Below are 12,883 nucleotides of genomic sequence, written 5' to 3' on the forward strand. Positions count from 1 at the left end.
AGTTTGCCCGGACTTGAGCCCTCCGTGCCGCCGGCCGTCACACCCGGGGAAAGCGGGACTGAAGGTCCCAGATGATGGGGTTGTCGGCCAGGCCCTCGTGCATATCGGCCAGGTCGGCGATCAGGTCGTGCAGGAAGTCCCGGGCCTCCCGGCGCAGCTCCGCGTGGTTGAAGGTGAGCGGGGGCTCGTCGGCCGGCATCCAGTCGGCGCTGACCTCCACCCAGCCGAAGCGGCGCTCGAAGAGCATGCAGTCGGTGGACTCGGTGAAGTCCAGCTCGGCGAAGACCGGGGTGGCCGAGCGGCTGCCGCGCGGGTCCCGGTCCAGCCGTTCCACGATGTCGCACAGCGCCCAGGCGAAGTCCAGCACCGGCACCCATCCCCAGGCTGTGGACACTTCCCGGTCCGCCTCGGTGTCGGCGAGGTAGACATCGCCGCAGAACAGGTCGTGCCGCAGGGCCCGGACATCGGCGGTGCGGTAGTCGGTCTGCGGGGGGTCGGGGAAGCGGCGGGAGAGCGAGTAGCCGAGGTCGATCACGCCCTCGATGGTGTCACGCTCCCGCCGGTGCCCCGTCCCAGCGAGCGGCTACTTGACGTTGATCGCGGTCCAGGTGGCCGCGACCGCCTTGTACTCCTTGCTGTTGTTGCCGTAGAGCGAGGCGGTGGCCTGGAGGGTGCCGGTGCGGGCCGCCCTGTAGTTGGTGGTGGAGGTGAAGTACGTGGTCAGCGCCTTGAACCAGATGCGCTCGGCCTTGTCCCGCCCGATGCCGGCCAGCTTGGAGCCGTCGGCGGTGGGGCTGTCATAGCTGAAGCCATTGACGGTCTTCTTCCCGCTGCCCTCGGACAGCAGATAGAAGAAGTGGTTGGCCGGGCCGGAGGAGTAGTGCACATCGATGCCGCCGATGCCGGAGGACCAGTAGTCCTTGGAACGGCCGTCCTTGCTCGGCTTGTCCATATAGCGCAGCGGCTTGCCGTTGCCGAAGATGTCGATCTGCTTCCCGACGAAGTAGTTGCCGGGCACCGCCGGGTTGTTGGCGTAGAACTCCACGGCCTTGCCGAAGATGTCGCTGGTGGCCTCGTTGAGGCCGCCGGACTCCCCGCTGTAGACCAGCCGGGCGGTGGCCGCGGTGACACCATGGGTCATCTCATGGGCGGCCACATCGAGGGAGGTCAGCGGGTGGCTGTTGCCCTGGCCGTCGCCATAGGTCATGCAGAAGCAGCTGTCGTCCCAGAAGGCGTTGACATAGCCGTTGCCGTAGTGGACGCGCGAGTAGGCGGCCTTGCCGTCGCCGCGGATGCCGCTGCGGCCGAAGACATTCTTGTAGAAGTCCCAGGTGACCGCGGCGCCGTAGTGGGCGTCCACCCCGGCGCTCTGCCGTCCGCCGCCCCAGGTGTCGGTGCTGTTGGTGAACAGCGAACCGGTGCCGGAGGAACCGCCGCCCAGGTCGTAGGTCTTGTGGCCGCCGCGCTTGCCGTCGTTGAGGGTGTACTTGCCACCGGCCTTGGTGGTGTCCAGCGGCACCTTGCCGCTGTAGGTGCTGGTGCCGGTGCCGGTCTCGATGGCCTCGTGGGAGAAGAGCTTCTTGCCGGTGGCCGCGTCGGTGACCACATGCAGTTCGCTGGGCGTGCCGTCCGGCTGGACGCCGGTGACCACGGTCTCGTACGCCAGGACGGGCTTGCCCTGGGCGGCCCAGATCACCTTGCGCGGGGCCTGGCCGGTACGGGCCTGCGCGGTCTTCTCGGCGGTGGCCGCGCTCAGCGCGTTGTGCTGAGCGGTGGCGGGCGTCAGACGGGCGTCGGTGGAGGCGACGGATATCCGTTCCTCGGTCGCCTTGGTGACCGTGGTGGCCCCGCTCCTGGCCTGGTGGACCACCAAGTCGCCGCCCAGTACGGGCAGTCCGTCGTAGGTGCGCTCATAACGGGTGTGCACCGTGCCGTCCGCGTCCTTGATCACATCGCGGGCGATCAGCTTCTCCTTGCCGCCCAGGCCGATCTTTGCGGCCGTGGCGGCGGCCTGGTGCTGGGCGCCGGCCAGGGCGTCCGACCGCTGGGCCGCGGTCAGTGCCAGCGGCGCCCCGCCCGCCTGATCAGCCGAGGCGGTGGCGGAGCCGGTCTGCACACCGACCGCGACCATCGCGGCGGAGGCGACCAGCGCGGCGGCGCGCAGGGCGTTCTTGCGGGGGCCGGCGATAAGGCTGCTTCTCAACTCGGTCTCCTCTGAGGGGGGTTCGGACCGCCGGGGGGTGACGGCCCGCTGGTGCACCAGGTGCGGGAGCGAATTGAGGAGAGAGTGCCAGCCACAGCGCGCTTTTGACAGGGGCGCAACAAGGATGTGATCTAGCGTTATTCAAGGAACGCTCAATTCCGGTCGCGCTCGGGGAACTTGGTTTAGGAAGGCCGGAGCTGGGCCGCTCGCACGGGAAAGGCCCCGCCGGCAAAAGCCGGCGGGGCCTTGGAAAGAAGGGGAGTTGACGCAGGTCAGAGTATGGGCGGCGGCAGATGTGCCGGAGCGGTGGGGAGTTCAGGAGCGAACGCTGCGTGAGCAGGCGTGGCCGGGCGGTGGCGGGCACGATCCGGCGCTGGAGCCGGTGACCATGCTGCTGCTGTCAGAGCGCGGAGAGGTGGTTTCCGCACTTGATGTGCTGTCCAAGGAGATCGTCCACCGGGGCCGCCGCTACCGGGCCTCCGGGCTGAGCGCGGTGGTCACCGGCCGGGCGCACCGGGGTCATGGGTATGGGCGGCAACTGGTGGCGGCGGCCCGGGAGTTCATCGCCGACAGCGGCGCCGACCTGGGGCTGTTCACCTGCGACCGCCCGCTGCGCGGCTTCTATGAGAGCGCGGGCTGGGCGGTCCTCGACGGGGCCGTGCTGATCGGCGGAACGCCGCGGGAACCGTTCCCCTCCGACGCTCCCGGCTTCGACAAGCTGACCCTGGCCGGATTCTTCTCGCAACGGGCGCAGCGCGAGGCGGCGTCCTTCCGGAACGCCCGCATCGCGCTCCACCCGGGGATGATCGACAGGCTGTGGTGAGGGGGTTACGGCTGGTCGTCGGTGGGCGGACGGTTGCCCAGCAGCTCGTCGAGCCTGCGCTGGGCGGCCTCGTCGGCCCGGCTCTCGCCTCCCGGGCCGGCTTCGAACGCGTCGCCGGCCGTGTCCACTCCCTGGCGGGCCTGGTCCTCGCGGCCCTGCAGCAGGCCCTTGAGCTTGTCGAGTACGGACATGGATGTCCTCCTTGGAAAGGTCTGACTCAGTCAGGATCACGGCATTCCTCCCGTTGTGCATCCCGGTGGGGACCCGTAGGGGGCCCCTCCTCCGTTGGCATGATCACGAACTCCGCGCCGCGGCCTACGGTGATCGAGCATCAGCCGCTCAAGATCGAAAGGCCCCGGCGCCGCCATGAAGCCGTCCCGTACGACCACCGCCGTCACCACTCTGCTCGCCGCCACCGTGCTGGCTGCCACGGCCGCGCCCGCCGTCGCGGCGCAGGCCCACCACCGGTCCGTAGACCGGACCGCGCTGCAGCGGGCACTGGACCGGCTGGCGGCCGACGGGGTGCCCGGGGCGGTGGCCGAGGTGCGGGACGAGCACGGGGTCTGGAGCGGCTCGGCGGGCCGGGAGGACCTGCGCAGCCGGCAACGTCCGTCCGCCGACGACCGGTTCCGGGCCGGCAGCGTCACCAAGAGCCTGGTGGCCACGGTCGTGCTGCAGCTGGTGGCGGAGAAGAAGATCGGTCTGGACGACCGCATCGACCGCTATCTCCCCGGGCTGATCCCGGCCGACCACTACGGCAGGCAGATCACGGTGCGCCAGCTGCTGCACCACACCAGCGGGCTGCCCGATTTCCTCGACGTCCTGCGGAACCGGCTGATGGGGGAGTGGCACGGCGACTTCACCAAGCTGCGAACCGAGCACTACACCCACCGTCAGCTGGTCTCGATGGCCCTGACCCTGCCCTCGGAGTTCAAGCCGGGCGAGAAGGGCAAGTGGGAGTACTCCAACACCAACTATGTTGTGCTGGGACTGCTGGTGGAGCGTGTCACCGGCCACTCCCTGGGCCAGCAGGTCGATCAGCGCGTCATCCGGCCGCTGCACCTGAAGAACACCTCCATGCCTGCCACGTCCCGGATCGACGGGCGTCATCTGCATGGCTACCAGCGGTTCCCCCGGCCCACCGACCCGTTCGCCGACATCACCGAGTATGACCCCAATGTCTTCTGGGGTCCCGGCAATGTGGTCTCCAACGCCCATGACCTGAACACCTTCTACCGTGCCCTGATGGGCGGCAAGCTGCTGCCGGCCAAGCTCAACAAGGAGATGCGGAATGTGACCCCGGACGGCGCGGACCGCCCGGGCCGCTATTACGGCCTGGGTCTGGAGGGCACCACCGAGTACACCCGTGCCAGGGCGTACGGTCACACCGGCAGCGTCCCCGGCTACCTCACCTACAGCTTTGTCACCGGAGACGGAAAGCGGCAGGTGACCTTGGCCCTGGGCAGCAACCTGGACCTCAGCCCGAACCCGAAGGCGGCCGACGACGCCAGGGCCTTCCTCAAGACCGCGCTCAACGGCAAGTAGGGCCCGTTGAAAGGGGGTCAGGCCGCCGGGCGCAGGCGCCGGTGGACATGCCCCGGCTGGGAGTAGTGCGGCGGCCAGGGGTCCAGCATCCGGTCGAAGTGGTAACCGGCCTTCTCGGCCACCCGGCAGGAGCCCTGGTTGCCCATCTGGTGGCGCAACTCCAGCCGTTCAAGCCCCTCATCGGCGAAGGTCTCGAAGACCCAGTCGGTGAGGGCGGTCAGCGCGGCCGGGGCCACGCCCCGGCCGCGGGCGGGGGCCGCCGTCCAGTAGCCCACCGAGGCCCGACCGCGTTCCCCCTCCGCCCACTTGACCACCACATGGGCCGCCAGCGCCTCCTGTGCCAGCACCGCGAAGCTCAGCCGCCGCCCGCTCTCCCAGCCGGCCCGCTGGTTGCCCAGCCAGTGCGCCGCGCCCTCGGCGTCGTCCACCGCCAGCGAGGTCCAGCGGCGCAATTCCGCGTCCCCGGCGGCCTCGATCAGCGCCTCGGCGTCCCGCTCCGTCCAGGGACGCAGCAGCAGCGCGGGGGTGGTGCCGGCGGCCGGGGTGCGCAGGGTGACGGTCATCAAGGCCCTCCAGGGGACGTGCGGTTGAGCGCGGCCCCATTCGAGCACGGAATGATCGCTACCGGGATGAGTGCCGTGGGTCACTCCGCCCGGGGGCGACCCACGGTGTCGCCGTCCTCAGACGTTGACGCCGAAGTCCTTGGCGATGCCTGCCAGGCCGGAGGCGTAACCCTGGCCCACCGCGCGGAACTTCCACTCCGCGCCGTGCCGGTACAGCTCGCCGAAGACCATTGCGGTCTCGGTGGCGGCGTCCTCGCTCAGGTCGTAACGGGCTATCTCGGCCTCGCCGGCCTGGTTGACGATGCGGATATAAGCGTTGCGCACCTGGCCGAAGTTCTGCGCGCGGGACTCCGCGTCATAGATGGAGACCGGGAAGACAATCTTGTCGATATCGGCCGGCAGCGCGGTCAGATTGACCTTGATCTGCTCATCGTCACCCTCGCCCTGCCCCGTCGTGTTGTCACCGGTGTGCACGATGGACTGGTCCGGGGTGGACTTGTTGTTGAAGAAGACGAAGTGGGCGTCGGAGTAGACCTTCCCGGCGGCGTTCACGGCGATCGCACTGGCGTCGAGGTCGAAGTCCGTGCCCGTGGTGGTGCGTACGTCCCAGCCCAGGCCGACGGTGACGGCCGACAGGCCGGGGGCCTCCTTGGTGAGGGAGACATTGCCGCCCTTGGACAGGCTTACCGGCATGGTTGAGATCCTCTCGTCGAGCCGAAGTCGCGGACCGGGCGAGGCCGCCCGCCCGTCACCCTCCCCAACGCCCGGCGCGGGCCGGGTGGTTCCGGATTCCTTTACTTTCTTTACCGGCTTCGCACGCCACACCGGCCATCGGGCCGGGCAAATCGAGGTGACGCAGGGGTGGCGGGCGTAAGACCATGGGGGCATGTCCGGTCCCTATGTCATCCGCGGTTCCGTCACGCTGCCCGAGTCCGAGCTCCAGTGGCGTTTCTCGCGTTCCTCCGGGCCGGGCGGCCAGCATGTCAACACCAGTGACAGTCAGGTGGAGCTGCGCTTCGACCTGGCCGCCACCGAGGCCCTGCCGCCGGTGTGGAAGGAGCGGGCGCTGCAGCGGCTGGCGGGCCGGATCAGCGGGGGAGTGCTGAGCGTACGGGCCAGTGAGCACCGTTCGCAGTGGCGCAACCGGGAAGCCGCCGCGGTGCGGCTGGCTACGCTGCTGGCCGAGGCCACGGCACCGCCGCCGCGCCCCCGTAAGCCGACCCGGATCCCGCGCGGCATCAATGAGCGGCGGCTGCGCGAGAAGAAGCAGCGGGCCGACACCAAACGGGGCCGCTCCGGCCGCGACTGGCACTGATCCGCGCCCGGCCGCCCCATCGCCACCTTGCCCAAGTGTCCTGACTTTTCAGGACAGATGGCGGTAGCGACCGCGGAAGTAGGTCAGCGGCCCGTCCTCCGAGTCCGGCGCGTGCGCCGTCAGCACCCGGCCGATCACCAGCGTGTGGTCACCCGCCGGCACCCGCTGCTCGGTGCGGCACTCCAGGGTGGCCAGCGCCCCGCCGACCAGCGGTGCGCCGGATGCCGCGCCGCGCTCCCAGGGGATGTCCGCGAACAGCAGCCGGTCGCTGACCCGGCCCTTCATGGCGAACCGTCCCGCGGTCTGGCGCTGCCCCTCGGCCAGCACCGAGACCGCCCACCGGTCCACCCGGGCCAGCAGATCGTCCATCCGGGAGTCATTGCGCACGCTGACCAGCACCAGCGGCGGTTCCAGGGAGACCGAGACAAAGGCGGTGGCCGTCATCCCCACGTCCTCGCCGCGCGGACCGTCGTCCGGGTCGTGCGCGGTGACCAGCACCACGCCCGCGGCGAGGCGGGCCAGGGCGGCGCGGAACTCGTCGGCGGTCACCCCTTCAGGATGCGCTATGCCGGGCACGGGGGGCTGAGTGGTATCGCAGGTCGTCTGGAACACATGAGCACGCTAGCCGCCCGGCGGACGGGGCGGCATCGGGCTGCGGCCCCACTTCGCTTCTGGTATTGGTCCTAGGCCCGGCGGTCGCCGGACAAGCCTTCCGCGTTTCCCGAGCAATTCCGTGCGCCATTCGCGCAAGCCCAATGAGGGCCCCGCCCAATTTGCGTTGAGAAAGCGTAAGAGGGTGCTCAAGCCCCAGGTCGGGGCGGCTTCGTCACGCGCTGTGACATGACTCACAGAGGCGGGTATTTGTTGACCCTGTGTACCGAGTTGTCAGCTCGCTGTGATTCAGTGGCGTGGTAAGTGGACGACAAGAAAATCTGGAGTAGCTGTCGAGGTCTCGGGGGAGAGCGAGCTATGGAGTCCGAGTCGGAACCGTATGTACGCCTGGCGACCTTGAGGCAGGTCCACCAGGCCGTGGCGGATCTGAACACCGCACGCAGCCTCGCCGACACCCTGCAGACCGTCGCCGACGGCGTGGTGTCCGGCCTGGGCTATGAGCTCGCGGCGGTCAATCTGGTGCGGCCGGACGGTGATCTGGTGGTGGCCGCGGTGGCGGGCAGTGCCAGCGCCGAAGCCTTCCTGGCCGGACGGGTCGGTTCCAGGGTGTCCTGGGAGCGCCGGCTGGCGATGGGCGACCGCTGGGGTGAGCTGCGCTTCATCCCGTACACCGAGGGATGGGTGCTGGACGACGACGATGTCCCGCAGTGGCACACCACCGGCCCGGCGCCGCGCTTTCCCGACGAGTGGCACCCCATGGACCGCCTCTTCGCCCCGATGTACACCGCCGGAACGGCCGGCGGGGAGCTGCTCGGGGTCATATCCGTAGACAAGCCGCGCAACGGACGCCGCCCCGGCGCCTGGGGGCGCGAGGCTTTGCAGATGTATGCGTTCCAGGCGGCGGTGGCGATCAGTAACGCTCATCTACGCGCAAATATGCAGCGGGCCCTGGTCCGGCTGGAACGTGAGGGGCAGGCGCTGCGCGCCAGCGAGGAAAGCTTCCGGCAGGCATTTGAATTCGCGCCCAGCGGTATGGCCATCGCCGAGATGGGCGGCGACCAGCACGGCCGGCTGCACCGGGCCAATGACGCGCTGTGCCGGCTGCTGGGCCGCTCGGCCTCGCAGATGCGCCGCTACTCCTTCTCCGACCTGGTCCACCCCGAGGACATCGGCACCCTGCTGCGTACCTCCGCCGAGGGCGGCCGGGCCGAGCTGCGCCTCCAGCGCCGCGACGGCAGCTATGTCTGGGTCTCGCTGCGCAACTCGGTGGTCGCCGACGCCGCCGACGGCCCCCGCTACCTCCTGACCCATGTCGAGGACATAGAGGACCGCAAGCGGCACGAGCTCCAGCTGGCCCACCGCGCCAGCCATGACTCGCTGACCGGCCTGCCCAACAGCGCCGAGCTGCGCGCCCGGCTCAGCAGCCGGCTGTGCTCCCGTCCGCCGGGCAGCGAGGCGCTCTCGGCGCTCTCCCCCTTCGGCCGGCTGGACGGCTTCGCCGAGGTCACCAGCCTGGTGTCCACCGCCGGGTACGGCCATGGCTTCGGCGGCGAGGGCGTCCCCGGCAGCGCCCCGGAGCCCGTCGCCGAGGAGTTCCGCGAGCCCTCCGGCGGCGACTACTGGGACGAGGGCGCCTATGACCACCATGAGCACACCATCGCCCTGGACGAGGCCAGCGACGACGGGGCCAAGGGCCTGGCCGTCCTCTTCTGCGACCTGGACGGCTTCAAGTCGATCAACGACCGGTTCGGCCACCACACCGGTGACGCGGTACTGATCGAGGTGGCCCGCCGGCTGACCAGCGGCGTCCGCGACGGGGACACGGTGGCCCGGCTGGGCGGCGACGAGTTTGTGGTGCTGGCCGACGGGCTGGGCCGCGCGGACGCGGAGGATCTCGCGGTCCGGCTGCGCAACGCGATCATCCCGCCGATCCGGGTGGACGGCCGGGCGGTGCGGGTCGGTGCCAGCTTCGGCATCGGCTGGGCGGGCTGCGGAATGTCCGCGGACGAGGTGCTGCGCTCTGCGGACCAGCGGATGTATGTGGAGAAGAGGTCCCGGGCGAAGGCCGGGCGGCGGGCGGGCTGAGCCTGTTCTCATCTCGCTCGGGTAGGCTGCGCCGATGCGGCACCGCCGCCGACCGTGGTGGCCGGACCGGCTCCCGACACCGCGGACCGGGCGAGCAGAGCAGGGGTGCCGACGGGCGGACCACTTGGGGAGTGACACGGGATGACGGCCGGTAACAATGGCACGGGCACGCCGCAGGACGACGACCCGTTCGCCTACCTGTACCGCTCGGAGGGCGGCGAGCAGGGTGGCGACGGCGCTGCGTCCGCGCCGCAGCCCGGGGTCCCGCGCACGTCGTACAACCAGGTCCGCCCGGTGGGCTCGCGCCAGTACGGCCCGCAGGGCGGCACCTACGGCGGCCAGACGCCGGGCGGTACCTACGGCGGCGGGCAGCCGATGCCCGCGCACCAGCCCGCCCCGCACTACGCGGCCCCGGAAACGCTCCCCGGCGGCGCCCCCCGCCACCCCGCCTCCGGCCACGGCGGCCATGCCGCCGCCGAACGCCCCAAGCGGCGCGGGCTGCTGGTGGCCGCGATAGCCGTGGTGCTGGTCGTCGCGGGCGGCATCGGTGTGGCCATGCTCACCAACTCCGGCAACTCCGACGACAAGTCCAACGCGGCCAACAGCACCAGTCAGCCGAGTTCGCCGTCCAAGGACAAGCCGACGGGCAAGAAGGACGGTTCGGACGACTCCAAGGACCAGTCTGCGGCCGGGGAGTTGAAGCGGGACGCGGCCAGCCTGAAGCTGATGGGCGGGGCCACCACAGCCAAGGACATCAAGGGCGCGCAAGCGGACGGCGGTACGTACATCACCGGCATGAACAAGCCGGGGGCGGCCGTGGAGTGGACCGTCAACGTCCCGGACGGCGGCGACTACACGCTCGTGGTGACCTACGGCGTGCCGGGTGTGGACGCCAACTCCACGATATGGATCAACGGTGAACGGCGCGACCAGGTGCTGAGTATGAAGAACTTCGCCCAGGCGAAGGCCGGTGAGTGGGACCGATGGACCCACACCTGGGCCTGGATAAGCCTGAAGAAGGGCTCCAACACCGTGAAGTTGTCCTGTGAGCAGGGCAATCAGTGCAACTTCAATCTCGACCAGATGTGGCTGAAGCCGGGGCAGACGAAGGGCTAGACCTGGCTGCGGGCCCAACCCTGTTCCAACTGCACTTGGCCCCGGCCGGATCCTGCTGGCCCAACCTGCGGAGTGGTGGTTCGCCGAACTGAGCGTCCCCACCGTTTGCGGGGCACAAGACCGCTGACGAGGCCCTCGCGCCCCTCGCTCCCTACTGCCTCCGCATCATGAACTCAGGACACGAGGCGGACACCAATATGCGGGCAGGGACCGCTGTCTCAGTCCCTGCCCGCACAAACCTGCAAACTGCCTACTCCTGGGTCACTTCCCCCATATCTCTACGTACTTGACCGCCCACGGGGCGTTGTCGATGTAGTGGCCAGGCGTGAGCACAATGCTCTTGCCATCCCCGCAATTCACGCCGCTTCGGAGCACCACCCGGTACTTCGTCTGGTTGGATACGGAGCGGTCCGCGCCCGTCAGTTCGTGGCATCCAAGGTTGCCAGGTCGGTAGGACGCCCTGCGTCCCTGGAAGTTGGCTTTCGTCCACCCGCAGACCTGACCGCTTTGTCGGTCAGTTGTCGCCGATTCGGAGGCACGTAGCCACCGCCGAGGCCATCGCCTCGCGGGCGGGGGTGAGGTACTTGCGGGGATCGACGGTCGAGGGGTGCGCTTCCAGGAAGGCGCGGACGGCGCCGGTGTAGGCCTGGTTGAGGGCGGTGCCCACATTGACCTTGCGGATCCCGGCGGCCAGGGCGCGGCGGAGTTCGGTGTCCGGGACGCCGGAGGAGCCGTGCAGCACCAGGGGGACGGGTACGGCCCGGTGGAGTTCGCCGATCAGGGCGTGGTCGAGGGTGGCCGTACGGGTGGTCATGGCGTGGGAGCTGCCGACGGCTACGGCGAGGGCGTCAACGCCGGTCTCGGCGACATAGCGGGCCGCCTCGGTGGGGTCGGTGCGGACGCCGGGGGTATGGGCGTCGCCCGGTTTGCCGCCGATGCGGCCCAGTTCGGCTTCCAGGGTGAGGTCCCGCTGGTGGGCCCAGCGGGCGGCTTCGGCGGTTGCCTTGACGTTGTCGGCGTAGGGGAGCCGGGACGCGTCGAACATCACGGAGCTGAAGTCATGCGCGGCGGCCGCGTGGAGGAGTTCCACGGATTCGACGTGGTCGAGGTGGAGGGCGAGCGGGATGGCGGCCGTGCGGGCCACGGCTGCTGTGGCCGTTGCCAGCGGGGTGAGGTTGCCGCCGTGGAACTTCACGGCGTTCTCGGAGATTTGCAGGATGGCCGGGGTGTTGGCGGCTTCGGCGGCGCTGGCGATGGCTTCGGCGTGCTCGATGGTGATGACGTTGAAGGCGAATGCGGGGCCGTGCGCCAGGAGTTCGTGGGTTCTGGCCAGTGGCATCGTTTCAGCTCCTGTTCGTTGGGCGGCACGCCCCTGCGGGGCGTCTGGCTCCCACCCGCGCACCACCCGTGACCCGGCGCCGGGTGGCCGGGCTCTCCTGTGGGGCTTGCCCGCCGTTGGCGGCGTACGGTCCGCGGACGCCGACGGCGGATGCCCCCACTGGCGACCTCACCCACCGCGGCAACGGTCACGGGTGGTGCGTGGGTGGGGTGAGCCCGCCGCAGGCGCAAACGGCGCCGCACCCGGCAACGCACGCCCGCCTCCGGCAAGGGAATCCGCACCCTCACGCGGGAAGGACCTTCACCCGCGGCAGCAGCGCCTCGTACGCGGCACCGTCGAACTCGCCCGCCCCCGCCGCCCGTACCGTCGCCCCCGACAAGGCCACGGCCCGGGCCAGCCGCTCGGGCCAGGGCAAGCCCCGTACCCAGCCGGAGAGCAGCGCGGCCACCGCGGAGTCACCGGCGCCGGTCGGGTTGCCGGGGAGGCGTTCCGGGGCGGCGGCCCGCCATGCCCCGTCGGGGGTGACGGCCAGCACCCCGTCCGGCCCCAGCGAGGCCACCACCGCATACGCACCCCGGCGCCGCGCGTCCTGCGCCGCCCGCAGCGGCTCGGTGGAGCCGGTCAGCTCCGCCAGTTCGGCCGCGTTCGGCTTGACCGCGTCCGGCCGCGCCGCGATCCCCCGGCGCAGCGGCTCCCCGCTGGTGTCCAGCAGCACCGGCACCTCCCGGGCCCGTGCCGCGCGTACCAGATGCGCGTACGCCCCCACCGGCACCCCGGGCGGCAGGCTGCCGCACAGGGCCACCGCCCGGGCCCTCTCCAGGAGTTGGGCGTAGCGGTCGGTGAACTCGGCCCACTCCTCGGCCGAGACCTCCGGGCCCGGCTCATTGAACTGGGTGGTGTCACCACCCGCCGTGTCCACCACCGCCACCGTGCGCCGGGTGTTGCCGGCGATCGGGACCAGCGCGTCGGTCAGCACCCCGGCCCGGCCCCGGGCGGCGTCCGCCAGCAGGGTGCGCAGGGTCTGGCCGTTGGGGCCGCCGGCGAAGCCGGTGACCGTGACGTCATGGCCCAACTCGGCCAGTACGCACGCCACGTTCAGCCCCTTGCCGCCCGCCCGCTCGGCGACCCGGGTGACCCGGTGCGAGCTGTGCGGGCGCAACCGCGGTACCCGGTACGTCAGATCGAGCGCGGCGTTGAGCGTGACCGTGAGGATCACCGGTGCCTCCCTCCCACCCGAAGCTCCCACCAGAAGACTGCCCACCATGGGGATTGCGGGAGCGAT

General features: G+C 70.5%; 14 protein-coding genes. 5 read left to right on the forward strand and 9 right to left on the reverse strand.

The window, feature by feature from the left end:
- Window positions 1-37: 37 nt before the first annotated feature.
- Together CV755_RS26245 and CV755_RS26250 are read right to left on the reverse strand one after the other, a co-directional pair.
- Window positions 38-535: a hypothetical protein gene (locus CV755_RS26245; RefSeq protein ID WP_109282733.1), complete on the reverse strand. Its 498-nt coding sequence runs from the start codon at window positions 533-535 to the stop codon at window positions 38-40.
- A gap of 48 nt (window positions 536-583) precedes the next feature.
- Window positions 584-2,131 carry a M4 family metallopeptidase gene (locus CV755_RS26250; RefSeq protein ID WP_109283525.1) on the reverse strand — a complete coding sequence of 516 codons (1,548 nt, stop codon included), beginning with the start codon at window positions 2,129-2,131 and terminating at the stop codon, window positions 584-586.
- A gap of 334 nt (window positions 2,132-2,465) precedes the next feature.
- Between CV755_RS26250 and CV755_RS26255 the strand changes: the two genes are divergently transcribed.
- Window positions 2,466-3,026 (forward strand): GNAT family N-acetyltransferase, encoded by a 561-nt coding sequence (locus CV755_RS26255; RefSeq protein ID WP_241561397.1) that lies wholly within the window; start codon window positions 2,466-2,468, stop codon window positions 3,024-3,026.
- A gap of 5 nt (window positions 3,027-3,031) precedes the next feature.
- Here CV755_RS26255 and CV755_RS26260 read toward each other — a convergent pair whose 3' ends face one another.
- A complete protein-coding gene (locus CV755_RS26260) occupies window positions 3,032-3,217 on the reverse strand; it encodes an antitoxin (RefSeq protein WP_109282734.1) in 186 nt (61 codons plus the stop codon).
- A gap of 175 nt (window positions 3,218-3,392) precedes the next feature.
- Here CV755_RS26260 and CV755_RS26265 point away from each other — a divergent pair, with 175 nt between their 5' ends.
- Complete coding sequence (locus CV755_RS26265) at window positions 3,393-4,571, forward strand: serine hydrolase domain-containing protein (protein ID WP_109282735.1); 1,179 nt, start codon at window positions 3,393-3,395, stop codon at window positions 4,569-4,571.
- A gap of 17 nt (window positions 4,572-4,588) precedes the next feature.
- Here CV755_RS26265 and CV755_RS26270 read toward each other — a convergent pair whose 3' ends face one another.
- Window positions 4,589-5,134, reverse strand: coding sequence for a GNAT family N-acetyltransferase (locus CV755_RS26270; protein ID WP_109282736.1), 546 nt, complete (start codon window positions 5,132-5,134; stop codon window positions 4,589-4,591).
- 117 nt (window positions 5,135-5,251) lie between these two features.
- Entirely contained in the window at window positions 5,252-5,827 is a 576-nt protein-coding gene (locus CV755_RS26275; RefSeq protein ID WP_109282737.1) for a TerD family protein, read from the reverse strand.
- Window positions 5,828-6,020: 193 nt separating this feature from the next.
- On the opposite strand from CV755_RS26275, the gene arfB reads away from it, so the two are divergent.
- Complete coding sequence (arfB, locus tag CV755_RS26280; RefSeq protein WP_109282738.1) at window positions 6,021-6,449, forward strand: alternative ribosome rescue aminoacyl-tRNA hydrolase ArfB; 429 nt, start codon at window positions 6,021-6,023, stop codon at window positions 6,447-6,449.
- 48 nt (window positions 6,450-6,497) lie between these two features.
- Here arfB and CV755_RS26285 read toward each other — a convergent pair whose 3' ends face one another.
- Complete coding sequence (locus CV755_RS26285; RefSeq protein ID WP_109282739.1) at window positions 6,498-7,061, reverse strand: flavin reductase family protein; 564 nt, start codon at window positions 7,059-7,061, stop codon at window positions 6,498-6,500.
- Window positions 7,062-7,418: 357 nt separating this feature from the next.
- Between CV755_RS26285 and cdgB the strand changes: the two genes are divergently transcribed.
- Window positions 7,419-9,146: a diguanylate cyclase CdgB gene (cdgB, locus tag CV755_RS26290; protein ID WP_109282740.1), complete on the forward strand. Its 1,728-nt coding sequence runs from the start codon at window positions 7,419-7,421 to the stop codon at window positions 9,144-9,146.
- A 141-nt stretch (window positions 9,147-9,287) separates the two neighbouring features.
- Complete coding sequence (locus CV755_RS26295) at window positions 9,288-10,262, forward strand: carbohydrate-binding protein (protein ID WP_109282741.1); 975 nt, start codon at window positions 9,288-9,290, stop codon at window positions 10,260-10,262.
- Window positions 10,263-10,523: 261 nt separating this feature from the next.
- Here the strand turns inward: CV755_RS26295 and CV755_RS37255 are convergent, their stop codons facing one another.
- From CV755_RS37255 to CV755_RS26310, 3 genes are all read right to left on the reverse strand, one after another.
- Window positions 10,524-10,856, reverse strand: a complete 333-nt coding sequence (locus CV755_RS37255) for a peptidase inhibitor family I36 protein (RefSeq protein WP_364852888.1) — start codon at window positions 10,854-10,856, stop codon at window positions 10,524-10,526.
- Window positions 10,777-11,601, reverse strand: coding sequence for a class II fructose-bisphosphate aldolase (locus CV755_RS26305; RefSeq protein ID WP_109282743.1), 825 nt, complete (start codon window positions 11,599-11,601; stop codon window positions 10,777-10,779). Before CV755_RS26305 ends, CV755_RS37255 begins: the two co-directional genes overlap by 80 nt.
- Window positions 11,602-11,884: 283 nt before the next feature.
- On the reverse strand, window positions 11,885-12,817 hold the full coding sequence (locus tag CV755_RS26310) for a 1-phosphofructokinase family hexose kinase (RefSeq protein ID WP_109282744.1): 933 nt from the start codon (window positions 12,815-12,817) through the stop codon (window positions 11,885-11,887).
- Between the last annotated feature and the right edge of the window lie 66 nt (window positions 12,818-12,883).

The sequence above is a fragment of the Streptomyces orinoci genome, from assembly GCF_003121295.1.
In the GTDB taxonomy this organism is placed as follows: Bacteria; Actinomycetota; Actinomycetes; order Streptomycetales; family Streptomycetaceae; genus Streptomyces; species Streptomyces orinoci.

Bases quoted from the DNA above. Each gene is read 5' to 3' on its own strand.
- CV755_RS26250 (WP_109283525.1), bottom strand. From the start codon at position 2,131: ATGGTCGCGGTCGGTGTGCAGACCGGCTCCGCCACCGCCTCGGCTGAT.
- CV755_RS26260 (WP_109282734.1), bottom strand. From the start codon at position 3,217: ATGTCCGTACTCGACAAGCTCAAGGGCCTGCTGCAGGGCCGCGAGGAC.
- CV755_RS26265 (WP_109282735.1), top strand. From the start codon at position 3,393: ATGAAGCCGTCCCGTACGACCACCGCCGTCACCACTCTGCTCGCCGCC.
- CV755_RS26270 (WP_109282736.1), bottom strand. From the start codon at position 5,134: ATGACCGTCACCCTGCGCACCCCGGCCGCCGGCACCACCCCCGCGCTG.
- CV755_RS26275 (WP_109282737.1), bottom strand. From the start codon at position 5,827: ATGCCGGTAAGCCTGTCCAAGGGCGGCAATGTCTCCCTCACCAAGGAG.
- arfB (WP_109282738.1), top strand. From the start codon at position 6,021: ATGTCCGGTCCCTATGTCATCCGCGGTTCCGTCACGCTGCCCGAGTCC.
- cdgB (WP_109282740.1), top strand. From the start codon at position 7,419: ATGGAGTCCGAGTCGGAACCGTATGTACGCCTGGCGACCTTGAGGCAG.
- CV755_RS26295 (WP_109282741.1), top strand. From the start codon at position 9,288: ATGACGGCCGGTAACAATGGCACGGGCACGCCGCAGGACGACGACCCG.
- CV755_RS26305 (WP_109282743.1), bottom strand. From the start codon at position 11,601: ATGCCACTGGCCAGAACCCACGAACTCCTGGCGCACGGCCCCGCATTC.